At 39.6% G+C, this 23,638-nt stretch carries 24 protein-coding genes; 5 read left to right on the top strand and 19 right to left on the bottom strand.

Translation table 11 applies throughout. The features are described from left to right. Window positions 1-20: 20 nt before the first annotated feature. From MHB39_RS08855 to MHB39_RS08835, 5 genes are all read right to left on the bottom strand, one after another. Complete coding sequence (locus tag MHB39_RS08855; protein ID WP_342546327.1) at window positions 21-1,844, bottom strand: peptide ABC transporter substrate-binding protein; 1,824 nt, start codon at window positions 1,842-1,844, stop codon at window positions 21-23. A gap of 322 nt (window positions 1,845-2,166) precedes the next feature. Continuing rightward, window positions 2,167-2,961, bottom strand: coding sequence for a M55 family metallopeptidase (locus tag MHB39_RS08850; RefSeq protein WP_342546325.1), 795 nt, complete (start codon window positions 2,959-2,961; stop codon window positions 2,167-2,169). Continuing rightward, window positions 2,958-3,695: a M15 family metallopeptidase gene (locus MHB39_RS08845; RefSeq protein ID WP_342546324.1), complete on the bottom strand. Its 738-nt coding sequence runs from the start codon at window positions 3,693-3,695 to the stop codon at window positions 2,958-2,960. Before MHB39_RS08845 ends, MHB39_RS08850 begins: the two co-directional genes overlap by 4 nt. A 282-nt stretch (window positions 3,696-3,977) precedes the next feature. Continuing rightward, the gene (locus MHB39_RS08840) at window positions 3,978-5,036 is read right to left on the bottom strand and encodes a P1 family peptidase (protein WP_036081523.1); all 1,059 of its coding nucleotides are present in this window, start codon (window positions 5,034-5,036) and stop codon (window positions 3,978-3,980) included. Window position 5,037: 1 nt separating this feature from the next. Then, entirely contained in the window at window positions 5,038-5,736 is a 699-nt protein-coding gene (locus tag MHB39_RS08835; RefSeq protein WP_342546323.1) for an aspartate/glutamate racemase family protein, read from the bottom strand. Window positions 5,737-5,961: 225 nt separating this feature from the next. On the opposite strand from MHB39_RS08835, the gene MHB39_RS08830 reads away from it, so the two are divergent. Next, window positions 5,962-7,359 (top strand): alanine/glycine:cation symporter family protein, encoded by a 1,398-nt coding sequence (locus tag MHB39_RS08830; RefSeq protein WP_342546322.1) that lies wholly within the window; start codon window positions 5,962-5,964, stop codon window positions 7,357-7,359. Window positions 7,360-7,400: 41 nt separating this feature from the next. On the opposite strand, the gene MHB39_RS08825 is transcribed toward MHB39_RS08830, so the two are convergent. The 4 genes from MHB39_RS08825 to MHB39_RS08810 all read right to left on the bottom strand — a co-directional run bounded on the left by MHB39_RS08825 (window position 7,401) and on the right by MHB39_RS08810 (window position 13,980). Then, window positions 7,401-9,362, bottom strand: coding sequence for a methyl-accepting chemotaxis protein (locus MHB39_RS08825; RefSeq protein ID WP_342546320.1), 1,962 nt, complete (start codon window positions 9,360-9,362; stop codon window positions 7,401-7,403). Window positions 9,363-9,595: 233 nt separating this feature from the next. Further along, a complete protein-coding gene (locus tag MHB39_RS08820; RefSeq protein ID WP_258861044.1) occupies window positions 9,596-11,164 on the bottom strand; it encodes an IS1182 family transposase in 1,569 nt (522 codons plus the stop codon). A 162-nt stretch (window positions 11,165-11,326) separates the two neighbouring features. Further along, window positions 11,327-13,006 (bottom strand): methyl-accepting chemotaxis protein, encoded by a 1,680-nt coding sequence (locus MHB39_RS08815; protein WP_342546318.1) that lies wholly within the window; start codon window positions 13,004-13,006, stop codon window positions 11,327-11,329. Between the two features lie 155 nt (window positions 13,007-13,161). Beyond that, window positions 13,162-13,980: a hypothetical protein gene (locus tag MHB39_RS08810; protein WP_036081537.1), complete on the bottom strand. Its 819-nt coding sequence runs from the start codon at window positions 13,978-13,980 to the stop codon at window positions 13,162-13,164. Window positions 13,981-14,081: 101 nt separating this feature from the next. On the opposite strand from MHB39_RS08810, the gene MHB39_RS08805 reads away from it, so the two are divergent. Further along, the gene (locus tag MHB39_RS08805; protein ID WP_054550850.1) at window positions 14,082-14,648 is read left to right on the top strand and encodes a hypothetical protein; all 567 of its coding nucleotides are present in this window, start codon (window positions 14,082-14,084) and stop codon (window positions 14,646-14,648) included. Between the two features lie 30 nt (window positions 14,649-14,678). Here MHB39_RS08805 and MHB39_RS08800 read toward each other — a convergent pair whose 3' ends face one another. The 7 genes from MHB39_RS08800 to MHB39_RS08770 all read right to left on the bottom strand — a co-directional run bounded on the left by MHB39_RS08800 (window position 14,679) and on the right by MHB39_RS08770 (window position 18,139). Further along, window positions 14,679-15,215, bottom strand: a complete 537-nt coding sequence (locus MHB39_RS08800; RefSeq protein WP_016992030.1) for a DUF1572 family protein — start codon at window positions 15,213-15,215, stop codon at window positions 14,679-14,681. Window positions 15,216-15,278: 63 nt separating this feature from the next. Beyond that, window positions 15,279-16,160, bottom strand: a complete 882-nt coding sequence (locus MHB39_RS08795; protein WP_342546317.1) for a hypothetical protein — start codon at window positions 16,158-16,160, stop codon at window positions 15,279-15,281. Further along, the gene (locus MHB39_RS08790) at window positions 16,153-16,668 is read right to left on the bottom strand and encodes a sigma-70 family RNA polymerase sigma factor (RefSeq protein ID WP_081011064.1); all 516 of its coding nucleotides are present in this window, start codon (window positions 16,666-16,668) and stop codon (window positions 16,153-16,155) included. Before MHB39_RS08790 ends, MHB39_RS08795 begins: the two co-directional genes overlap by 8 nt. Window positions 16,669-16,783: 115 nt before the next feature. Then, entirely contained in the window at window positions 16,784-17,392 is a 609-nt protein-coding gene (locus MHB39_RS08785; RefSeq protein ID WP_016992026.1) for an SCO family protein, read from the bottom strand. A 104-nt stretch (window positions 17,393-17,496) separates the two neighbouring features. Next, window positions 17,497-17,619: a YvrJ family protein gene (locus tag MHB39_RS08780; RefSeq protein ID WP_004229459.1), complete on the bottom strand. Its 123-nt coding sequence runs from the start codon at window positions 17,617-17,619 to the stop codon at window positions 17,497-17,499. Between the two features lie 65 nt (window positions 17,620-17,684). Further along, window positions 17,685-17,909, bottom strand: a complete 225-nt coding sequence (locus tag MHB39_RS08775) for a DUF2922 domain-containing protein (protein ID WP_036081551.1) — start codon at window positions 17,907-17,909, stop codon at window positions 17,685-17,687. Window positions 17,910-17,923: 14 nt separating this feature from the next. Beyond that, a complete protein-coding gene (locus MHB39_RS08770; protein WP_036081555.1) occupies window positions 17,924-18,139 on the bottom strand; it encodes a DUF1659 domain-containing protein in 216 nt (71 codons plus the stop codon). Between the two features lie 121 nt (window positions 18,140-18,260). Between MHB39_RS08770 and MHB39_RS08765 the strand changes: the two genes are divergently transcribed. After that, a complete protein-coding gene (locus tag MHB39_RS08765; RefSeq protein ID WP_004229468.1) occupies window positions 18,261-18,689 on the top strand; it encodes a DUF2621 domain-containing protein in 429 nt (142 codons plus the stop codon). A 1,193-nt stretch (window positions 18,690-19,882) separates the two neighbouring features. Here MHB39_RS08765 and MHB39_RS08760 read toward each other — a convergent pair. From MHB39_RS08760 to MHB39_RS08750, 3 genes are read right to left on the bottom strand one after another with little or no spacing between them, the layout of a single operon-like run. Beyond that, window positions 19,883-20,377, bottom strand: coding sequence for a cytochrome c biogenesis protein CcdC (locus MHB39_RS08760; protein WP_016995207.1), 495 nt, complete (start codon window positions 20,375-20,377; stop codon window positions 19,883-19,885). 24 nt (window positions 20,378-20,401) lie between these two features. Then, on the bottom strand, window positions 20,402-20,788 hold the full coding sequence (locus MHB39_RS08755) for a response regulator (protein ID WP_004229473.1): 387 nt from the start codon (window positions 20,786-20,788) through the stop codon (window positions 20,402-20,404). Between the two features lie 34 nt (window positions 20,789-20,822). Continuing rightward, window positions 20,823-21,533 (bottom strand): cytochrome c biogenesis protein CcdA, encoded by a 711-nt coding sequence (locus MHB39_RS08750; RefSeq protein ID WP_342546315.1) that lies wholly within the window; start codon window positions 21,531-21,533, stop codon window positions 20,823-20,825. A 510-nt stretch (window positions 21,534-22,043) separates the two neighbouring features. Here MHB39_RS08750 and MHB39_RS08745 point away from each other — a divergent pair. Both MHB39_RS08745 and MHB39_RS08740 read left to right on the top strand, forming a co-directional pair. Beyond that, window positions 22,044-22,775, top strand: a complete 732-nt coding sequence (locus MHB39_RS08745) for a FadR/GntR family transcriptional regulator (protein WP_342546314.1) — start codon at window positions 22,044-22,046, stop codon at window positions 22,773-22,775. 140 nt (window positions 22,776-22,915) lie between these two features. Beyond that, window positions 22,916-23,632: a (Fe-S)-binding protein gene (locus tag MHB39_RS08740; RefSeq protein WP_342546313.1), complete on the top strand. Its 717-nt coding sequence runs from the start codon at window positions 22,916-22,918 to the stop codon at window positions 23,630-23,632. The last annotated feature ends 6 nt before the right edge of the window (window positions 23,633-23,638 follow it).

Raw genomic sequence — 23,638 nt, 5'->3', positions numbered from 1 at the left:
TTTTCATCTACGAAATTCTACTACTTTTCAGCATTGGCTAGTGCTTCTGCACGTTCTTGCTCCCACTCAGCAAGCGCTTTTTTAAATTCTTCATTACTCATTGGCTTTTCTAGCACTTGCTGGCCTTTAAATTTCTCTGCCGTTACACCAAATGGCGAATATTGCGCTTCGAATGGATTTAATTTAGATGCCATATAGCCGCTACCACCAACTGAATAGGGAATAACAAAGGCTTCCTCAATTAAAAACGCTTCTGCCTTCGCAAATAGTTCATAGCGTTTGGCTGTGTCAATTGTTTCTTTCGCTTGATCCACAAGATTTTGATAAGTTGTTTTACCATTCGCCTCTTTATAGCCTTCTGCTAATTCTGGTTTATTGTAAGTACCATCTACTGTGAAAGGATCTGTATACGTAGATGGATCTGCAAAATCAGGACCCCAGTTCGCCTCTAAGAGTGCAAATTTACCTGGACGACGTACCTCTGATAAGAAGCCTGTCGATGGGCCAGCCTCTACGATAATGTCGACATAATCTGTCCCTAGTAATTTCTCAATTTGCTGCTCAACTACTTGAGAGCGATTAGCCCAATCTGGCATACCAGCGTTATAAGGCATTAATACCTTTACAGGGAATGTGGCCTTACCTGCTAATGCTGTTTTTGCCTTTTCTTTGTACTCTAGGGCCAGCTCTTTATTGAAGGAATCCTCATTGGAAATGGATGTAAGTGGTGCTAGTTGTGTATAATCCACTCCTTCCACATCAACAAAGTTTTTCGGTGTAATGGTATTGCTCAGCAAATCTGCTGGATTATAAGGCTCAACCGTTAGCATCGCGGAGACACGATCAAGCGCATGGAATAAGGATTTGCGGAAATCTTTATTATTGACGGCAATCTTCCAATTATCAGGCTCGTATTGTGCGTCAAATTGTGGGTTGAAGTTGAGTGCATAAAAGTAGGTATAGAAGTTATTTTGTGTTTGACGAACCTGAGATTTTTTCTTTTCATCTTTAAACCATTCATCAATGATGGAGGTCGGGATACTAGCCGAATCGATTTCGCCACGTAAAAACAGCTCAGGCGCCACAGTTGCCGCTTCTTTATTGTATTTATAGCGAATACGGTCAATCAGCACCTTGTCTTTATCCCAGTACGTTTCATTTTTTACAAGAACGCGTTCATTTTGTGGCTCAAATTTATCTAAAATATAGGCACCGTTATAGAGGAAGTTTTCACGTGTTGTGCCAAAATCCTCTCCTTTTTCCGCAATAAACTTGCCATTTACAGGGAAGAAACAAACATAATTCAACATAGAAAGAAAATAGGGTGTCGGCGCCTCTAAAGTATATTCTACTGTATGTTCATCTAGCGCCTTTATGCCTACCTCCTTGAAATCGTTCATCTCGCCATTATAGAAGGCTTCCCCATTTTTCACCACCGTCGCAATCCAAGCTGTCGATGATTCGTTTTTAGCATCAAGCACATAGTGTAAGCCATCCACAAAGTCTTGTGCCACAACATCTGCATATTCCTTGCCCTCATGTGTCACCCATTTTGCGTCATCACGCAATTTGAATGTCCACACCGTAGCATCCTCATTCGCAGACCACTCTTTCGCTAATCCTGGCTGGACCACCCCATAGTTGTCATATTCAATGAGCCCATCCACCATATTCGCAGCCACCGCAAATTCATTTGTTTCGGACGTCTTTAAATAATTTAACGTTTTAATTTCCCCTGAATACACCACTCGATATTCCGATGCTTTTTCACTCGCTGATTTGTCATTACAGGCTACACAAAATAATACGACCAGACATACGAACAGCAACCAATATTTTCTCACAAGCATCCCCCTAGTCATCTTTTTATAATGAAAATCCTATTAGCAGGATGGATTGCACCTTCAATAGGATCTTTCAAACTTAGGCTAGGTCAGTCTAACTCGACCATCTATCGATGAAATAAACAACGGTACATACCCGATGTCACGGTTATGAGATTCAAACCACTCAGACAGCGTGTCCCACCGCTTTTTGAGCGGGTCTATCTATCTTTTGATCACTTCTCATGCCTTTGTGAGCGGGTTCACCACTTTTTTGATCACTTCTCACCTTTCATGAAATAGAACCTTCACTTGATGTAAAAGCTCTCACAAAACCTTCCCATCATGTTAAAAATTGAAGGACACGCAGCACCTCATAAAAATCATTGGTCATGAACTCTACAGTATTATGTGGTTTGAATTTGGCATTTGGATAAAATGAATTGCGATAGGCTCGTGTATGGTCACGATAAATAAGCTCTACCCTAAAGTGTTCTGGCAACGTTACCTGTAATGCGGTACGAGGAACCTTCATAGAAGACTCTACCAGTCGCTTGGTTTCCATTATGGTTAGTTGTGGACTAACACTAATCGTCGCATTACCGATGCCTTCCTTAGTAGCAAATGTGACAATGTGTTCGTTTACGGCCTGAATCTCTTCTGTCAACCCCACATCCCCACTCACAAAGGACACAGGAACACCGTGTAAGGCTGCTGCATACGTATTGATCAGAAATTCACTCGCATATTCGCCATTGATTTTGACATCCGCGTATGTGCAAAGCGTGTGGGCTAGTGGGTTACGCTCGCTGCCACCCTTGCTGTGATAGCCGATAAAAACGGCGCGATTGAAGCTTTCATCAAGACCTGCTACCATACACATCGGATCGTATGTCCAGCCACGGATGACTTTACAATTGATTGGTAAATTAGAAATGTCTAGATTGCGGGCTGAATCATGTGCGTCCTTTAATAAAATTTCGGTTGCGCCTCCCGCTATCGCTCCTGCAATGGCAGCTTCTACTTCACGTGTCATTTGTTTTTGGAAAAGCTGATAGTCAGGCGCGTTTAACTCGGTCTCACTCCACGAAGTTGTACCTGTAATCCCTTCAATATCCGCACTAATATAAACTTTCATAGAAATCGAAACTCCTTTACATTGTGTTTTTGAATTGTTGCGTGTACTGCTCCATATTGGGCTACCTGTGTTTGAACACGTCTAGCCCATGCCACATTGCCATAATCGTAATGCCACCATTCCTCCGCATAGTTCGTAAATCCAGCAAGTGTCATACAGTTATACAATAAACGTCGGTGCTGACAGGCAAACGGATTTTCTTGCGGATGCTGTTCAAAATAACGGGTCGCTGATTTTTCATTCATTTCATCAAACGCTGTCCCAAGATCGAGGGCTTTACCATGAACATCAGCCAGCGTTACATCGATGGCACCCCCTGTTAAATGCGGGGCTAAATAGGCTACATCTTTACTTGGAAATGCTACATATTTTTTGGTTGCCTGCACAATCTCTTGTGGTGTTGATTGTGGCATCCTCTTTGCTAATTGCTGTGAAAAATGGCTAAACAAATACTGCTGTACTTGAAATGGGCGATAGCCATCATAAAGTAATAAGCAATACTCTTGAGGTAATAATGTTAACGCCTGTTGCAAACGTTCATAGACACCTTCTCTTACATAAATAACTCGTAAACTATCAGGAATCTGTTGCTGATAATAGATTGGCTCCATAAATATCCTAGGATGAGCAGCTGTAAGCTGGATAAGCGGCTCATTGTTTTCACATACAACGGGTGATGGAAAGGTACTTCGATTTAGAGAGGGTGCTATCGGTTGAAAAAGGTTAATAATCAATGACCCCCCTTTTAAATAGTTAGATAATTCAGTTTTTTTAAATTGAATGTTATCACATCTCTCTAGCATTGACTAGATAAAAAAAGAATAATTACAAAATACTGGATATACTCTTATAATGATACATATTCCAGCAATTGACGGGTCGAAAAACCACTTTTATCCTCTAATTAAGGATTTTATTCATCTTATGGCTCGTTCATGCTAAAAAAAAGCAGAATCCTGTTTCAAGGCATAATAAAAGCCATTGAAACCCAAATGTTGTTTCAATAGCTTTTTCTTTTATGCCTGTTGAAAGGAATAAGCTTGCACAGTATGACCATTGCGACCAGTTGTTGTCTGTGCTTGGGATAACGAATTTAGTATCGCTTCCTCTGTCGCTTCAGCAGCGGCTGTAAACAATTGATTCATAATGGGATGATCCTCACGTAGCTGAGTTCTTGTCTCAACAAGCTGATCAGCGGTATGAGGAATACAGTGTGCCGTCGTGAAGCCAATCACAATATCGCCACTACCATGTGAAAAATGACTGCCTGTCCGTCCTAAACCGATTCCACAACGTTTAATGACACGTGTTAATTGTCGACTACTCAGTGGGGCATCTGTCGCAAGGACAATAATAATGGAGCCATCTGTTGGTGATAGGGTAGATTGGTTTTGCGTAGTGGAGACTTTGTAATGCTCGGCTAAAAACTCCCTACCTTGTCCAAAATTACTAAGAACTAGGCAGCCTACTGTATAGTTCACTTCATTTGATTCTACCTTGACGATGCGAGAGGAAGAACCAATTCCTCCTTTATAGCCGAAACACATCATCCCCTTCCCTGCACCAACAGCGCCTTCCTGTGCCGTCTGTGCAGAGGCTTGACGAATGGCTTCTATGGCATGCGCAGGTGTTACTGGGCAAGCTCGAATCGAATTAAGATAGCTATCATTACATTCGCCCACAACGAGATTAATGGTTCCTGTTGTCAGTCCAATGTCTTCATTCCTATCAAGCATATAGCTTAATGTACCCTGTGTAACAGCTGGTACGCCAAAAGTATTAGTTAACATAATGGGCGATTCCAGTACACCTAGTTCATTCACTTGCACAAGTCCCGTTGTTTTCCCAAAGCCATTTAGTACATAGCTTGCCGCTGTTACCTTGTGCTGAAATACATTGCCTCCATGCGGTAAAATGGCTGTAACGCCTGTACACGCATAGGCCCCATTCTGATCTAATGGCTCATCCAATGTAACATGTCCCACTTGGACTCCTTCTACATCGGTGATGCAGTTTTTCTGACCAACTGGTAACACGCCAATTTCTATGCCCAATTGTCTTACCTTTCCCTGCATACTATGCATCCTCCTGAATCGCCATTAACACAGCAGCCTGTGCATGGATAGCCGTTGTATCAAACACAGGAATACTGACATCCTCCTGCTGAATCAGTAAGCCAATTTCCGTGCAGCCCAAAATTACCCCTTGTGCGCCCGCTTGTACAAGCTCCTCGATCACTTGGCTATAGTACGTTTTAGATGCTGGTACAATGGTGCCAAGACACAATTCATCGTAAATAATTCGGTTTACTTCCATTCTTTCGTTGCTATCAGGTACGATCACCTCTATGCCAAAGCCTTCTACTCTTGCTTTATAAAACGCTTGCTCCATTGTGTACTTTGTGCCAAGCAGTGCAATTTTCTGTAATCCCGCTTCTTTGATTTGCTTAGCTGTGGCATCCGCAATATGTAAAATAGGGATGGTAATAGCAGGCTCGATAACATCAATGACCTTATGCATGGTATTGGTACAAATGATGACTAGATCTGCACCTGCCCGTTCAAGTGCTTGTGCAGCTTGAGCTAGAACCTCACCTGCTTTATTCCACTCCCCGTTAGCTTGAAAATGCTCAATTTGCTGGAAATCTACACTAAACAAAATACATTTCGCAGAGTGTAAGCCCCCTAGCTTATGTTTCACCTGTTCATTGATAAGTCTGTAATATTCAGCAGATGACTCCCAGCTCATCCCACCAATTAAGCCAATTGTTTTCATGTCTACATCACTCCTTTTTCTATTATTATACGCCTCTCTCTCACAAAAATAAGAGAATTTTCCAAAAGCAATATACAAGGTTTGGAAAATAGTATATAAAGCGAATTTTCTCAATTAGTAAATTATAAAATATCAAAATTTTAGCATAATTTATTATTTTAGAAAAGTTGATTTTTAATAAAAAAACAGTGTAGACTAAAGCGTATTGTGAAAGGAGGACAACTTATGGAATTGATTTCAACAATAGTTGATAGCGGAAATAATATTTTATGGACATATATCCTCATTATCTTACTTTTAGCAGCAGGACTATATTTTTCATTCGGTACGAAGTTTGTACAAATTCGTCTTTTTCCTGAAATGTTTCGTTTAATTGTAGAAAAAAGAGAGGGCGATTCGGGGGTTTCTCCGTTCCAAGCCTTTACCATTAGCGCTGCTTCACGTGTCGGTACAGGGAATATTACAGGGGTAGCCTTAGCCATTGGTGTAGGTGGACCTGGTGCAGTATTTTGGATGTGGATAATCGCGATTTTAGGGATGGCCACTGCCTTCATTGAAAGTACCTTAGCACAGGTGTATAAAGTAAAGGATGGCGATACATTCCGTGGTGGTCCCGCCTACTATATGGAGAAAGCGTTAGGTCAACGAAAGCTTGGCATTATTTTTAGTATTTTATTAACATTAAGCTTTGGCTTTATTTTTAATGCAGTGCAATCTAACACAATTGCCACTTCAGTCGGCGAAGCCTTCGATGTAAGTCCTAAGATTATTGGGGCTATACTTGTCGTTTTAACTGCCTTAATTATTTTTGGTGGTGTCCATCGAATTGTAAAGGTGACCCAAGTTCTTGTCCCTGTTATGGCCATCTTTTATTTGCTTGTTGCCCTTTTTGTCGTGGTGACCAATTTATCGGAAATTCCTCATGTTTTTTCATTAATTTTCACTCATGCATTTGGCCTACAGGAAGCTGCTGGTGGTGCAATTGGGGCTGCAATCATGCAGGGTGTACGTCGCGGTTTATTTTCCAATGAAGCAGGGATGGGAAGTGTGCCAAATGCTGCGGCAACTGCTAATACTTCACATCCTGCTAAGCAAGGACTTGTACAAAGCTTAGGTGTCTTTTTTGATACGATTATGATTTGTACAGCGACTGCCTTTATCATTATTTTAGCGGGCTTATATGATAAAGGTGAGAGTGATGGTATTATTTTGACGCAAAATTCTTTAGCTGTTCATGTTGGTGATTGGGCTCCTTATTTTATTGCCATCTCCATCATTTTCTTTGCATTTAGTTCGATTATTGGTAATTATTATTATGGTGAATCCAATATTGAGTTTATGGATGCTCATAAAGCTTGGATGTTTTGCTATCGAATTTTAGTGTTAGGTATGGTTATGTTCGGCTCCATTGCACAGGTACAGCTTGTATGGAACCTCGCTGACCTCTTTATGGGGCTGATGGCGCTCATCAATATTACCATCATTATGATGCTCGGTAAAATGGCCTTCCTTGTGCTAGACGACTTTACAGAGCAACGAAGAGCAGGCAAAAATCCTGTCTTCTACGCAAAATCAATTCCAACCTTAAAAAACACAGACTGTTGGGAAGAAGAAGATCGATAAAATACTTAACGCCACCCCAAAATTTGGGGTGGCGTTGTGCTTTAATATTTAAACTGACTAATCAGTAGCTTTAATTCATCCGCCATATGTGCGAGTGCTTGCGCAGAGGCATTGATTTCCTCCATCGAGGCTAATTGCTCCTCTGTTGATGCTGCTACATCCTCAGACGCCGCTGCATTGCCTTTCGCGGAGAATGCCAAATCTTCGGTTACTGCTGCTACCTCTTGAACACCTGCAGACATTTGCTCAGAGGCTGAAGAGACCTCCTCCATTTTAGGGGTAATTTCATTCATACTTGTCATAATGACTTGGAATTTTGCAATGGCTTCATCGGAAATATGCAATCCATTTTGCACATCCTCTGTAACCTTCGCCATAATGCTGACAGATTGCTCCGTTTCTTGCTGAATGCCTCGGATAAGCTCAAATATTTGTTTAGCTGATTCTTGAGATTGCTCTGCAAGCTTACGCACTTCGTCTGCCACGACTGCAAAGCCTTTCCCATGCTCTCCTGCTCTTGCTGCTTCGATAGCTGCATTTAAAGCCAGTAAATTTGTTTGATCTGCAATGCTTGTAATTACATCTAAAATGGATGTAATTTGCTGAGAGCGTTCATGCAATGTCTGGATTTTCGCATTGGAGTCTGCTACGGATAAATGAATGGATTGCATTTGATCCTTTGTATTTTGGACAGCTTGTCCGCCTTCATCCGCCTGTAATGTCGCATGCTGTGAAAGGTCCGTCACTGCCGAAGAGATTTCTGCAATATGCAGAATGGCAGTAGAAAGCTCATGTAAAGAAGCTGCATTTTTAGTGGCACTCATCGTTTGAGAATCAGCGCTTGTTGCAACATCCTGAATGGAAATCGCCACTTTTTCTGTTGCAATGCTTGTCTGATTGGCATTGGCGGTTAGCTCATCTGCTGAAGAAGCAACCTCCTCTGCATTTTGTTCAATTTTTTGAATAAGTGTCCGTAAGCTTTCCTGCATATCATTAAAGGCTTGTCCTAATTGGCCAATCTCATCTTTTGACGTTATCGTTACCATTTCCGTGAGATCCCCTTTGCTGATCGTAACCGCACTATCCTTTAAAGCTTTAATTGGTTTAATGACAGCCCTCATTACAAAATAAAAAATGATCGAACTGATGATAATTGCTGCTATGAGGACTAGAATCGTATGGTATAAAATCGAGGAAGCAGACTCATCAATTTCTTCAGCAAAAATCGTTCCTGTTATTTTCCAATTTGTCAGTTCATTTGTCGTATAGAATAATAGACGATCATCACCATTAAAGACATATTCATACGTACCTGATGGACTTTCGTACATTTTATCAAGGAAACTTTCTTTCAGCTCCCCTCCCGCTTCAAGTGTAGGATGTGAAATGACCATCTTGTCTTCTCCAAAAATTGAAGGATACCCATTTTTTCCGATTCGAATTGAATCAGCAATTTTTTGAAGATCGGTTAATTTAATATCGATTGCCACAACTCCAGCATGATCCTTCGTCTGCTTAGCAACTGTTACCACCATATCACCCGTCCCCGCATCCTTGTAAGGGTTGGTGATTAAGGTTTCTCCTTTTAAAGCTGTCGCCTCTTTATACCAATCTCGATCTAATGGATTATAATCTGCACCATTCAATTTTGGCTCCTGTGTAAATCGACCGTCATTCATGCCAATATAAACACTTAATACATCTGCATTAAGCTTTGTATATTGCTGAAATTTAGCCACAATTGAAGCTTGTGCTTCTTCATATTGGCGCGCATCTATTTCACTACTAAACACATTGATGTCACTCATTTTCTCACTAATCGTTTTGTCAATCAGCTTATTTAAAATGCCTACACTTTCATTGGCACTAAATAAGATTTCTTCTTCAATCGAGTCTTTTGCAGATAAATAAGACAAACTCCCAACAGATATGACAGGGATAAGTAATACTAGCGCGAATAGCGTATAAAGCTTGCCCTTAAAACTGCTAAATAGTTTCTTCATATATCAATCTCCTTTTGATTCCTCTCCCTCTCTTTATCTGCTTAACATTTCTCCCAAAGCTTTTATCGGACGAAAAAATTTTTTTCTAACATTTTTACGATTTTCATATTATTCAGGCTTTACCGACAAATAAAAGAGGCTGGGACATAACTAGCTTCAATTAGTGAGAAATCCGAATTTGAATGAATTCAAATTCGGATTTCTCTATTTTTTATGTAGTCTCCCTATAGATCTTAGCTAATGGCTGTGAATTTTCTTAAATTCACGGCCATTAATGCGAGGCCCATCTCGTTTTCAACCTTCGATTTTCCTCGTACAGAAAATCGGGTGAAACGCAAATTAGCCTTCAAGAATCCAAAAACTGGTTCCACGTCAATTTTACGTTGACGATAAATGGTACTTGTTTTTTCTTCTGAAAGCTTTGCTCGCACATATTCTTTTTGTTCTTCCCACTTCTCATTCACCATTATCTTTCGATTATTTCCTTCTTTTGCTTTTGTACACGATGAACGGAGAGGGCATCCGGAACAGTCTTCACATTCGTATATCTTAAACTCACGCTTGAAATCATATTGATCTGTTTTCGTGGTACGATATTTAAATACAAGCTGTTGTTGGTTTGGGCAAGTGTATCGATCATGTTCTTTATCATAATCCCAGTTCGCTGTATTGAATTCGTTGTGCTTATGCTTTTTCTTCTGTTCTTTTAAATACATATTGTACGTGATTAAGGCTTCTCTCTTACGATTCGAAAGGATATCATCATAATTTTGTTCACTGCCATATCCGGCATCTGCGACAATGTGTTTGGGTAACTTAAAATAACGTTGTTCGATTTCATCTAAAAATGGGATTAATGTACGTGTATCTGTTGGGTTCGGAAAAATGCTGTAGGCAAGCACATACTGACCTTCTGTTGCCACTTGTATGTTATAACCTGCCTTCAATTGACCATTTTTCATATAGTCATCTTTCATACGCATAAATGTCGCATCCGGGTCTGTTTTCGAATAACTATTTCGTTCGTCAAAGATTTCGAAGTCTCTTTGATATTTTAGTTTGCGTTCAATATAGTCGATTAATTTTTTCCGAGCTTGCTTTGGGAATTTCCGTTCCGTTCTTAAAGCCTTTCGCTCTGCTACATCTGATGAATCCTCAATTTTTCGATCATATTCAGAAATTACTTCATCTACTTTTTCAACCATTCGAGCGAGGTCTTCCAATGCTAATTCATTTTCATTTTCCCGTTCAATTTCTGGCATGATTTCTTTTTCAAGCAGCTCATCGTAAAGCTGGTTTGACTTTTCAATTAGTCCGTTATGATATTTTTCAATCGACTTTTTCCACACGAATGTAAACTTGTTCGCATTCGCTTCAATCTTTGTTCCATCAATAAAAATAGCTTCCTGGTTAATTAATCCCCCTTGTACCAACTGGCAGCGGAATTGAACGAAGCATTGACGAATTAACTCTTTTACGTCTGGTTGGACACGGAATCGGTTGATTGTGCGGTAGGTTGGTTCATGCCCTTGAGCTAGCCACATCATCCGAATACTGTCTTTTAAAAGCGCTTCAATTTTACGACCAGAAAAGACAGATTGCGTGTAGGCGCATAAGATAATTTTAAGCATCATGCGTGGATGGTAGGCAGGGCAGCCCTCATTTCGAAGGAATGGTTCAAACGCTTCAGGCGGGATACTTTCGACTAAATGATGGACATGGAAGGCAATATCATTCTTTTGTAATTTTACTTCTAAATCTAAAGGCAAAACTAATTGATTCATGTTATAATCTTTAAACATAAGGATCCTTCTTTCTGTATAATTTGGTTGTGGTGACTTAATTTTATCAGAAGTGGTCCTTATTTTTATGAAAAAATTTAAAGCCGATGAAATTTTACTGATCGTAAAATTTCACCGGCTTTTTAGTGTAGAGATGGGTTTTGTCCCAGCCCCAAATTGGATTTAGTATTTAAACGACTGAATGGATTCTTGCAGGTCTATCGCCATCTTTGCTAGATGGGTAGAGGCTGCTGCTACCTCCTCCATCGCTGCATTTTGTTCCTCTGAAGAGGCTGCAACACTTTGCACATGATGGCTTGATTTCATCGACACTTCACTAATATAGTCGATTTCTTGCACTAACTTTTCAATATCTTGCTGGATTGTTCGAATGGCTGCGGTAACTAGCTCGGTCTGTGCTTGTACATCATTAATGGCATCATCAATTTGTATAAAATTATCCCTTGCCACATTGACCTTTTCACGACCTACATGAACAGAATCCTTACTATTGACCATATCTTCCTCGATAATCCTCGTGCTATCTGTAATTTGGACCACTACTTTTTCAATATCGACTGCAGCAAGATTTGACTCATCTGCTAGCTTGCGGACTTCCTCTGCCACAACTGCAAAGCCTTTTCCATGCTCCCCGCTCCTTGCCGCTTCAATAGAAGCATTGATCGCTAGTAAATTGGTCTGTGTCGCTATACTCTTAATGACATTTACTGCTGATACAATTGCTGCTGTATTGTCATCTAAATCTTGCACCCGTGTATTCAGCTCACTTGTGTTGGCAGAGATTTCATTCATTTGCGCTGTAACATCATGCACAGAAGAACGACCTGTATGTGCCATATTTTTCGTGTCGACTGTTGCCTGATTCACGCTTTGTATGCTTGCAGAAATATCATTCATTTTCTTTAAAATATGAGCAGATAAATTTCGTACATCACCAGTTAAAGTATCCTGCTGATCAATACCTTGTGCAATATCATGAATAGATTCTGTTACCACCTCTGTCGCCTGTGTAACCTCCATGCTACTTGCTGTTAGCTGTTCTGATGTTGCGGCAACTTGCTCAGAGGAGTTTCCTACTTGTTTCATCATCAGTCGAAGCTTTTCTGACATACTATTGAAGGAATCGGCTAAGTGCGCAAACTCATCCTTGGTTTTAAATTGTAAATGCGTTTGCAAATTCCCTTCCGAAAACTTATCCATTTCAACTACTGTTTGTTGAATATTTTTTGCGATCCGTCTACCAAATAGTGTTGCGATGATAATGCTTATAAGTAGAGAAATAGCCACTAGAATCATAATTTCCAGGCCACTTCTTTCCCCTTTTTGCTTGGTAGCCTCAATATGAGCCTGCATATCTTCTTGCTGAGCTGTTGCCATCGTTTTTCCAAAGACAACCAATTTCTGAGAGCCCTCACCTAAAATCGGTAAAGCCATTTGTTGTGCTTGCTGATGATCCCCTCGCTGATAAAGAGGCACAATCTGCCCATCTATAGCCTTTTCCCAGTCGTCAAGCTGCGATAAAAATTGATCAAAATCTTGATTACTATCGCCTACTTCTTGAAGTCGATTAATCGACGTATGTAAGGTATTTCGGATTTCATGATGATTGTTGAGCATTTCTTCCTTGCCATATAACATATACCCACGAATAGCCGCATTCGCTCGTACGGTTTGGAACGAGATATCTTGATATAAATGGATTAATTCCGTATTGTCTTCGATTTCTGCTAATGTCTGATTATTATTATTCAAGTAGTACATAGCAATCCCTGATATAAGCAGTAAAAAGACGAGGACAATACCAAAAGCAAATTGCAATTTCCGTTCCACAGTTAGTCTCATATGATTCCCTCTATTCTTCTATAATCCACTTGAGTATAGCCTACCTAAACCTATTAGCCTATAAAATCTATGCTCCTCCTCCTAAACTATCGCTAAAATTTAACAATAATGAGAATTTCGCATCTAATCTATTGACAATAATATCCACTATTTTACTAGTTGAAATAGGAAGTAATCATTTGGAAACCATAGAGATAACACCAAAAGAGCGGAAGAAGTAGGAGCATTTTCAGAAAATGACCTCTTTTTTCTAAAAACTCTCGAATGCCTGAAGTCAGCATCATCGCACTCAGTAATAGTAAGCTATGTTGAGCCCCATAAATCTGCATAGAGAATGTGATGACCAATGGCAGGATGGCTGGATAAATAGAATCTGCTAGTGATCTTTTTTCCCTCGTATTGGAGGGAATGCTTTCTTTCTCTGTGGATTTAGCGGCTATTAGTTTCTTTACAAGCATATAGACAAGACCAAAAAATAAAATTGTATAAACAATAAATAATAGCCACGACATTTTGCTTTTCTCATTTAACAAATGAAAATAATCCTCAGCTTCTTGTGCTTGCAGTACATAATACAATCCTGTTTTTTGATCCATTAGGAAGAATCGTTCATCCTCGACTATTACTTTCAAGGCCGTTTCCTTGCCATTATGGAAGTGTATGTATAAATCACTTACTGCTTCATGGTCTGCTGGTCGACTGCTAAGGTCCTTTTTAGTTTGTAAAACTTGCTGAAGGCGATCTGTATCTTTCACCTCATAGCGGTCGACGTAGAATACTTGCTTTAATGGATATAAATATTGCTCTTTGCCATTACTTCCAGACAAATACCAAGCCTCTTTAATCGATTGAATGGGAGTATGCAGCGGTACTAGCTCCTCCCGCTGCCTTTCATTGTAAATGAAGAGTAGTAGTGTGCTTATACTCAAAACAATGCCCAGAATAAGTGTATAAATATAACCACCCTTATGCACTTTATCACCTCCTTTGCCACTTTACATTTATAGTAATTATTGTCATATACGATTTACTACTCTAATAAGTTTCAGCTATACTTAAATAGAGGTGATGATGTATGAGTAGACCAGAATTATACGTACATTTAGTAGTTGGTCCTGACTGTGATTTTGAATCCATGGCCATTCGAGCAGCACTGGAATCCTTTGGTGCAGGAGTGACACTCGATTTAATTGGCAGACCAAATGATTTAATTGATATTTTATCTGGAAATGATCTTCCTCACAAAATGGATTATTTGCTATTAAACTTTCACGGCGATGAGGGGCGATTTTGTCTGCCTGAGCTAGGAGAAGAGGTATATGAAGAAAATGAACCAAGGAGTATCTATTTTGAACCTCAAGATGTCTTAACCTATTGTCAGCTACAGGGTGTCAAGGTCATTGCGGCAGGCTGTACATTAGGCTGGCAGCAGCTAGCGACAGCCTTTTTAGAGAGTGGCTGTCATTCCTACCTAGCACCTGATGATTATATTGAGGGTAATGCTAATCTCATGTTTCTAATTCACTTTTTCTATGAGATAATCACAAATCATAGAAGTCAGCAGGAGGCATTTGAACTCGCTCAAGCGACCGACCTAGAAACAGCCTTATACAAGCTCTATTTAGCAGAAAAAAGATCGTAGCACCTACTACTTGGCTACGATCTTTCTTCTTTAGCGTTGATGTTTATCTAGCATGGCTTCAGTAAAAGCTTGTGACTGTCCTTTAGGAATACTGAGTGTTTGCCAATCAGAGCCCTTTACCAATTTGGCGATATAAATGATTTGACCGACGTGCTGTGCATAGTGTGCCATTTGTCTTTCAATGGCATCAATGACTGCTAGCCGCTCCCCTCTAATCGTGACATGTCCCTGTAAATCGGATTCTGTTAAACTCGCCAAGGCCTCTAAAAACACTTGCCACCCCTTGTCCCAAGCTGAGATGATTGCTTCTTTGGTGTGAAGACTATCCTCAAACTCATCATCTCGATTTCTCGTTGGCTTTTCTCCATCTGTCGTTAAAAAATCTGTCCAGCGGGAAACCATATTTCCACTTATATGCTTTACAATCACTGCAATACTATTGGATTCTTCATTGTATGCCCAGTGCAATTGTGCCTCTTCCATTTGGGCAAGTGTTTTATCCCCTAGCTCTTTCACACTTTGAAATCTTTTCTGAACAACTTGTAAATAGGTTTGTGCAATTGTCATAGTCGAACCTCCATCCCCTCTTTTCTATCATTCTATTATAGCTCAAGTGAAATGTCTCATGACTTATTCGCCAAGAATAAAATCTCTTGCAAGGATCGCCATTTTTTCTTGAACCTCCTGTGGGTCTCCATCAAGTTGATACCCGATATGATAGACATAGCCGTTATAGTAAGAATAAAACTCATTGGCTCTAGTAGCCATCTGATAGATTCGCTTATCCGCTTCATCGTAATTATAGTAAATATACAAATAACCTCTCTCTGGTGACATCTCCCGATAAAACAGGGGATTCATAAAATTTAAGCCTATATTCGAAACTTTCATCCCTAAAGTTTCTTCCATATTTTTAGACTTCACATAGCTCGCTAAGGGATTATACTTTACATTTGTCACGGTAAAATTAATAAATTGTAAATCCACCCCAGTGGAGGATTTTTTTTTATAGCTAAATTGAAATTGCGTTTGTTGGCTACCATCCTCCATTTTTGCTGAAATTGCATAGACCTCATGTATATTTGGTTGAAATGGTAAATTTTCAGGATCAGTGAGATGAACGACATCCTCCAGTGATGTTGCTACTGATTGCATCGCCTCTAAACCTTGAAGTGGTGCATAATATTGGATATGTTTTGCCTGACTTAAATAATTAGCAAGTGGAAAAAAATTACTGAATGCTGTGTCTTTGCCCTCCACTTCTGTTTGAAATAAATCTGTGAATGTAGGTGTTACCCCTTCATCCTGTGTCGCCAGCTCATCCATCGGTTTTGCGGCTTGCCAGGCAATAAATAGTAAAATAGAGCAGGTAATCATTATCGTAACGGCACGATATGTCCATCTTGGCTTGGGCATAACAGGCTCTTGCTGAATTTGTTGTCGAACCTTATGAATAATGGCTTCCTTATGTGCTGAAACATCTTGTAGTACCTGCATTGTATGCTTATCCATGGAAAAGCACCTCCCATTCAATATGTTGTAACTCTATTTTTAATAGCTCCTTTCCTTTCTTTAAACGTGATTTCACAGTACCTTCAGGAATCGCAAGTAGCTCCGCAATCTCTTTAATCGTCATCTCCTCCAAGTAAAAATAGACAATTGCTTCTCGTGGTTTGAGAGGTAAGCTTAAAATGGCATCATCTAACAGTGCTTGTTCATCTTGACGAATCAGTGTGTCCGGCAATGTTGATTTTTGTTTGGTAAAAAATTTATGCTGAAATGTTATTTTTCTGTATGCCCAGCTTTTTAAATAATCTTTGCATTTATTGATTGTCATGCGGGCTAAGTATGCCTTCATCTCTCCTCGTTCCTCATATTGTTTTTGATGATAGAACTTAATAAACACATCCTGTACAATATCCTCGGCTATTTGTAAATCCTTTGTATAGTAATAAGCAATTCGAAACAATTGCTCCGTATGTATAGCCATTAACTGCTCGAAATTTTCATGATCAGACACGCCATCATCCTCCTTCTACACTATAAACGACTCCCAACCAGAAAAAGATTATTTTTCCAGATAGAAAAATACATAAAAAAACCGCCTCAACCATTTGAGACGGTTTACTGTTACTTTATAAATTTTCATCAATATATGTTTCGATATCAGAAGCTATCGTATCAATCGGTACATCTTCAATGTTTTCAGCATAACCATTATACATTTTGACGAGGACACCATCTTTATCGACTAAGAAAAATTGATTGCCATGAATGACTTGGTCACTGTTAGGGTCGTTTTTCACTAAAATCTTTGTATTTTTCACCGCAAATTGTTCGATATATTTCTGTGAATACCCTGTAAGAAGGTTCCATTTAGATTCATCTGGAACATTGTATTTACTAAGATAATTCGCTAGCACATCTGGCTGATCTACATCTGGGTCAACTGAAAAGGCAACGATGTTATAGTCCTCCACCCCTTTTTTCTGGAGCTTTTCTTGGACTTGTGCCATGTTTAATGACATGGGCGGGCAGATCGACACACAGTTTGTGAAAATATACATGCCAATCCAAGGCTTACCTTTTAAGCTTTCAAGCGAAACCGTTTCACCACGTTGATTAACATGTTCAAAATCGGGTATTTCTAGACTATAATCTGCTTTAAATTTTGAATTTCCACATCCGCCTAGCACAGATGCACAGGCTAACAGCAGCACTAGCCCTATTAACTTATGTTTCATGTCAACACTCTCCCTAACCTACACTCTCCCCATCCTAACGTAGGTTGTAAGCGTTGACAAGAACTTCTAAGTGACAGCTTTCGTACATCTTTGTGAAATCCATTTCATTTTAATGAAACAAGCGCAGCATGAATCGCATCAAGCTTTACTTCGACGCGGTGCAATAAATAAAATGACACTAAAATCGGAAAACCGATATCGGATATCATGTTCAACCACTGTTCCATTTGCCTCCTCCTCTCCTATAGTAAAAATGGTCTTTGCACTTCTCGCTGCAAAGACCATTACTGAGTTATTCTGTTGCTACTTCAAATTCCGTTACTTGACGATCTACAATACGAGCTCCCTTGATGGCTGATAGAGCACCACCTTGCCCAGTAAAAACATTTTTAGCCATAATCGTTGCCATTGCCTGCTGAATTTCAGTCACTGTAATATTCGGCTTGGGTGCATCAATCGAAAGGGTTGTCGTTTTGCCATCAGTTGTTGCAAATTGTAATTCTAGAACTTGTGTCATTCTGTGATCCCTCCTTAAGATAAATCGTGTGTTTCCTGTTTCGCAATGCCAGCCAGTGACTGTGATGAAAGACTAGCAATGGCATGAGCAACAGCTAACAAATCGTCCGCGCTATGTGTGTTGTTAATATTTCGATACGATTTCGTTGTGAACGTAGGCTCATTGTTCTCATCATAGCCATCCATATACTTGAGACGAAGTGTAGCATTTACAAAGTTAACATTAGCCATATAGCATCACCTCCCTTCTGCACACTATATAAAGGCGAATTGCTAAAAAAGGGACATTAAGGATGAATTTTTTTTCGGAAGCTTTTATAATAGAGTGAGAGAAGGCAAAGAGGTGAACGATTTGTTACAAGGTTGGTTTTTATGGTTTATTTTATTTTGGGTTGTTGTCCTCATTTCATTGATGGCTATTGGCGGATTCTTCATGTTCCGCAAATTTTTAAAAGCACTCCCAAAGCAGGATGGAAAATCAGATTTAGATTGGCAAGAATATTATTTAGATAAAACCGTTCACTTGTGGGGACAAGCTGAAAAAGAATTACTCTATGAACTCGTAAGCCCTGTCCCTGAGCTGTTTAGACAAGTGGCGAAGGAAAAGATTGCAGGAAAAATTGGCGAGCTCGCATTAGAAGAAAAAGCAGCTGCCATTAACAATGACCTCATTATTCGAGGCTATATCCAAGCAACACCAAAACGCGATCACAAATTTTTACGCAAAAAATTAGAGCAAATGCAAATTGACATCTCCCCCTATGAACATCTATTCGAATAAGTAAACGCTGCACAAATCTTTGTGCAGCGTTTTTACTTAGCTATGGGGATATTATCCTAACCTGTGTTTTTATGAGGCTTTCCTGCACTTGGCTAATCTTATCCGCTACATTTGGACTCCTATCCATGCTTTGCTGTTCTATCCGCTACTTTTGAGGTTTTATCCGCTACTTTTGAGGTTTTATCCGCTACTTTTTAGATGCTATCCTACACTTGACTAGCTTTATCCTCTACATTTGGACTTCTATCCATACTTTGCTGCTCTATCCGCTACTTTTTAGATGCTATCCTACACTTGGCTAGCTTTATCCTCTTCATTTGGACTCCTATCCACGCTTTGCTGCTCTATCCGCTACTTTTGAGGTTTTATCCGTCACTTTTTAGATGCTTTCCTTCTCTTTGCTAATTTTATCCTCTTCATTTGGACTCCTATCCATGCTTTGCTGTTCTATCCGCTACTTTTGAGGTTCTATCCGTCACTTTTAAGATGCTTTCCTGCACTTGGCTAGTTTTATCCTCTACATTTGGACTCCTATCCACGCTTTGCTGTTCTATCCGCTACTTTTGAGGTTTTATCCGTCACTTTTAAGATGCTATCCTGCACTTTGCTAATTTTATCCTCTTCATTTGGACTCCTATCCACGCTTTGCTGTTTTATCCGCTACTTTTGAGGTTCTATCCGCTACTTTTTAGATGCTATCCTGCTCTTTGCTAATTTTATCCTCTTCATTTGGACTCCTATCCACGTTTTGCTGTTCTATCCGCTACTTTTAAGGCTTTATCCGTCACTTTTTAGATGCTATCCTACACTTGGCTAGCTTTATCCTCTTCATTTGGACTCCTATCCACGCTTTGCTGTTTTATCCGCTACTTTTGAGGTTTTATCCGCTACTTTTAAGGTGCTTTCCTGCTCTTTGCTAATTTTATCCCCTACATTTGGACTCCTATCCACGCTATGCTGCTCTATCCGCTACTTTTGAGGTTTTATCCGTCACTTTTTAGATGCTATCCTGCTCTTTGCTAATTTTATCCTCTTCATTTGGACTCCTATCCGCGCTTTGCTATTCTATCCGCTACTTTTGAGGTTCTATCCGTCACTTTTAAGATGCTTTCCTGCTCTTTACTAATTTTATCCTCTACATTTGGACTCCTATCCGCGCTTACAAGCATAAAAAAACTACACTAGCTTCAGCACTAGTGTAGTTTTGGAATTGTTTTTTTGACGCGTTTAAACTGGATGAGCATTGCGATACGCCAGGGTACTAACATGGCAAAGGCTAAAATCCAGAACATACCTGCTAATTCACCGACATCGATGGAGCTACTTAAAATCATTTTCGCCACCACTCGGAATATTAACAATCCGATTAATATAAAAACAAATGCTTTTGAACGCTTTAAATAAATATCTCGACCTTTTACTTCAAATTTAGAAGTAGCAATTAATATTGTCGAGAACACCATTCCTACCGCTGCCGCCTCTAAGATTTGCATCGGTGGTACACGGAATTGCTCGAATAAAAACATCAATGCACCTGAGGACATCGCTATTGGTGGAATAATAATTTTCTTCTCATTTGTCGGCATTTTGGAAGCTCTCATTCGTATGACCATCACAAAGCTTCCCATAAGAATGGCCATAATGGTCGACCCTATAACATAATAGTGAGAAGGGATACTGCTTAACATAAAAAATCCTCCTCTAATGTCTAATTAACAATTTTGCCCCAGTAATTGATCAGCTACAGCCTTTAATCTTTCCGGCTCGAACGGCTTTGTGATAAAATCCTTTGCCCCACTCTCAATCGCTTCTACGATTAATTTTTGCTGACCTAGTGCAGTTACCATAATGATTTTCGCATCTGGAAATTCTGGGATGATTTTTTTTACGGCTGCAATACCTGTCATAACGGGCATCGTTACATCCATTGTGACTAAATCTGGTTGTAACTCACGATACATCGCCACAGCTTCCTTACCATTTACTGCCTTACCGACTACCTCATAGCCCCATTCTGTAAACATATTACTGATTGCAACACGCATAAATAGCGTATCGTCTACTACTAAAACTGTAGGCACATGTTCATCTCCCTCCACGTTAAAGTTCGGTATGCCTCTTTAGTTTAACAAATTAAAAGCCTGTAAATCCACCGAAAATAAGCTGTAAAACGCGTGTAATATACGTTAAGCCATCAAAGAATAATAAAATCCCAACGGCAATCATGATGTACCCGCCAATTTTTACAATTTTCTGGCTGTGTGTACGAATCCACGTCATTCGTGAAATGAAGAAAGATAGCACGAAGAATGGAATGGCGAACCCTAAATAATACGCAAACATATAGCTAAAGCCCGCACCTGGGTTTGTACTTGCTAACATGATAATTGATGCAAGGATGGGTCCTGTACATGGTGTCCAGCCTGCCGCAAAGGCAATACCAATTAAGACAGACCCAAAATAGCCAGATGGTCTATTTTTAAATTGGAACTTTCGATCCTTCATTAAGAAGTCTATTTGCAATAATCCTACTATCATTAAACCGAATACGACGATTAAAATAGCCCCAACCTGTCGTAATAATGTTTGATAATTCAGGAAGAATTCTGCTGCATATGAAGCACTTAGTCCAATAATGATAAAGATAATGGAAAAGCCTAGTAAAAAGAATAGTGTGTGGAAAATGGCACGTTTTTGTAGCATACCTTTTTCTGATTTTAGCTCATCTAATGTCATACCCGTTATGTACGATAAAAATGCTGGATACAGTGGGAGAGTACACGGTGAAATGAAACTTAAGAACCCTGCACCAAAAGCTAAAAATACGTTAATATCAGATCCCATATTTTTTATTCGCTCCTTACATTTACTGCATCCATCGTACCAAAAATCAAAATAAAAAGCGCCCTTCTAATTTGTGAACGTTTCATGGCAAAATAATGAGATTTTTAAGAAGTCCCATCAAGCTACTTCTGCATTATGCGCTCCTGTTGATTTTCTGTCAACAAAATCCGCTAATCTTCCCCCTTTTCAAAGAGAGTTTAGCTGCTTTTCTACCTTTTTCTTGACAGTGTCGATTACTTGTCGTTAATGTTGAAAGAAGCTGCTGTATTTCAAATTCACTATCACGACCGTATTATAGTAAGAAACCATTTATTTTTTCATTCATCATCCAATCTATCTGAAAATCAAGTCATCTGATGACCGTATTATAGGTTTATATGATCCCTGATTTTTTCCTCAAATTTCGACAATCCTCTACCCTACACAAAGTGTTCATGTTAAACCATGAGTAAATGACTTATTTTCATGTATAATGATGATAGCAAATGAGCGAAAAAAGAGGTGTAGCCCTTGGAATTAAGAAAGATTAGACCAAAAAAGATCTATGAAGAAGTATCCGAAATATTACATGAAAAAATACGAGCTGGTGTCCTAAAGCCAGGCGATCGGCTTGACTCAGTGGAGCAGCTTGCCGAGCAATTGCAAGTGAGTCGTTCCGCTGTACGGGAGGCATTATCTGCATTAAAAGCTATGGGATTGATTGAAATTAAACAAGGCTCTGGAACGTTTGTCAAAAGTGTACCAGCCCATCAGCTTGACTTTCCATTATCCACAGCTATGTTAACGAATAGACAGGATATTGCTCATTTACTAGAAGTGCGCAAAATTATTGAGGTGGGAGCAGCAGGACGTGCAGCCCTCCAACGTACAGATCAGGATATTCAGGCAATGCTACAAATTTTAGAGGATATGAAGCAGGCACATGGTGATGGCGAGCTTGGTGAAAAAGTAGATTATCAATTTCATGCAGCTATTTCCAATGCCTCTCAAAATCCCCTACTCACTACAATTTTAGATCAAATTTCTGGTTTAATGATCGAAACGATGAAAGAGACACGGCGAATTTGGTTATACTCAAAAAAAACAACGAGCGAACAATTATATGATGAACATATGCAGATTTTCCTCGCGATTAAACAGCAAAATGAAGAGCTAGCCAAGCATGCGATGGCATCTCATTTAAGCAATGTTGAAAAAGTGCTATTACAATATTTCGAAACAACCGAATCCAATTCACACTAAAAACTACCTAGTACACGCTAGGTAGTTTTTCTTTTCTGAAAATTCATTAAAAAACGTTTTCAGTCTTTCAAATTTGTTGTATGATTAAAATATCGATAAGTCATCTGATGACCAGTTGTTTTAAAAAAGGAGCGATGAATATGAAAGTCACACTGTTCGCCACTTGCTTAGTGGATATGTTTCAAGGGAATGTGGGAAAAGCAGTTGTCGAAGTATTAGAAAGACTTGGCTGTGACATTGATTTTCCAGAGGATCAAATATGTTGTGGACAGCCTGCTTACAATAGCGGCTATGTCAAGGAATCGAAAAATGCGATGAAAAAAATGATTACAGCCTTTGAACATGCTGAATATGTTGTCTCTCCTTCTGGTTCCTGCGCTTATATGTTGAAGGAATATCCAGCAGTGTTTAAAGGAGACCCAATATGGGAGCCAAAAGCGCAAACATTAGCAGCTAAAACCTATGAGTTCACAGAATTTATTGTCAACGTGTTAAAGACAGAAGATGTGGGAGCGCGTCTAGAAGGCACAGCTACTTACCATACGTCATGCCATATGACAAGATTGCTTGGTGTGACGGAGGCACCCTTGCAATTATTAAAGAACGTCAAGGGCTTACATTATGTGGACCTCCCTGGCAAGGATCGATGCTGCGGATTTGGCGGTACCTTTTCAGTTAAAATGGGCAATATTTCTGGAGAAATGGTCAATGAAAAAGTGCTGAATGTGGAAGAAACAGGCGCTAACATTTTAATAGGCGCAGACGCCGGCTGCTTATTGAATATCGGTGGTCGCATTCAACGTCAGGATAAGCCGATTAAAGTGATGCATATTGCAGAAGTATTAAATTGCCGATAAGAGGGG

The sequence above is a fragment of the Lysinibacillus sp. FSL K6-4013 genome, from assembly GCF_038630435.1.
In the GTDB taxonomy this organism is placed as follows: domain Bacteria; phylum Bacillota; class Bacilli; order Bacillales_A; family Planococcaceae; genus Lysinibacillus; species Lysinibacillus boronitolerans.
The sequence above is the reverse complement of the archived record's forward strand: the minus strand, read 5'-3'. Positions and strand labels throughout refer to the sequence as shown.

Coding starts and splice junctions, on each gene's coding strand:
- MHB39_RS08805 (WP_054550850.1), top strand. CDS start 14,082: ATGAGTAGACCAGAATTATACGTACATTTAGTAGTTGGTCCTGACTGT.
- MHB39_RS08780 (WP_004229459.1), bottom strand. CDS start 17,619: ATGGAACAGTGGTTGAACATGATATCCGATATCGGTTTTCCGATTTTA.
- MHB39_RS08800 (WP_016992030.1), bottom strand. CDS start 15,215: ATGACAATTGCACAAACCTATTTACAAGTTGTTCAGAAAAGATTTCAA.
- MHB39_RS08830 (WP_342546322.1), top strand. CDS start 5,962: ATGGAATTGATTTCAACAATAGTTGATAGCGGAAATAATATTTTATGG.
- MHB39_RS08760 (WP_016995207.1), bottom strand. CDS start 20,377: ATGTTAAGCAGTATCCCTTCTCACTATTATGTTATAGGGTCGACCATT.
- MHB39_RS08820 (WP_258861044.1), bottom strand. CDS start 11,164: ATGTTTAAAGATTATAACATGAATCAATTAGTTTTGCCTTTAGATTTA.
- MHB39_RS08775 (WP_036081551.1), bottom strand. CDS start 17,909: ATGACACAAGTTCTAGAATTACAATTTGCAACAACTGATGGCAAAACG.
- MHB39_RS08840 (WP_036081523.1), bottom strand. CDS start 5,036: ATGCAGGGAAAGGTAAGACAATTGGGCATAGAAATTGGCGTGTTACCA.
- MHB39_RS08795 (WP_342546317.1), bottom strand. CDS start 16,160: ATGGATAAGCATACAATGCAGGTACTACAAGATGTTTCAGCACATAAG.
- MHB39_RS08815 (WP_342546318.1), bottom strand. CDS start 13,006: ATGAGACTAACTGTGGAACGGAAATTGCAATTTGCTTTTGGTATTGTC.
- MHB39_RS08740 (WP_342546313.1), top strand. CDS start 22,916: ATGAAAGTCACACTGTTCGCCACTTGCTTAGTGGATATGTTTCAAGGG.
- MHB39_RS08835 (WP_342546323.1), bottom strand. CDS start 5,736: ATGAAAACAATTGGCTTAATTGGTGGGATGAGCTGGGAGTCATCTGCT.
- MHB39_RS08750 (WP_342546315.1), bottom strand. CDS start 21,533: ATGGGATCTGATATTAACGTATTTTTAGCTTTTGGTGCAGGGTTCTTA.
- MHB39_RS08770 (WP_036081555.1), bottom strand. CDS start 18,139: ATGGCTAATGTTAACTTTGTAAATGCTACACTTCGTCTCAAGTATATG.
- MHB39_RS08825 (WP_342546320.1), bottom strand. CDS start 9,362: ATGAAGAAACTATTTAGCAGTTTTAAGGGCAAGCTTTATACGCTATTC.
- MHB39_RS08850 (WP_342546325.1), bottom strand. CDS start 2,961: ATGAAAGTTTATATTAGTGCGGATATTGAAGGGATTACAGGTACAACT.
- MHB39_RS08785 (WP_016992026.1), bottom strand. CDS start 17,392: ATGAAACATAAGTTAATAGGGCTAGTGCTGCTGTTAGCCTGTGCATCT.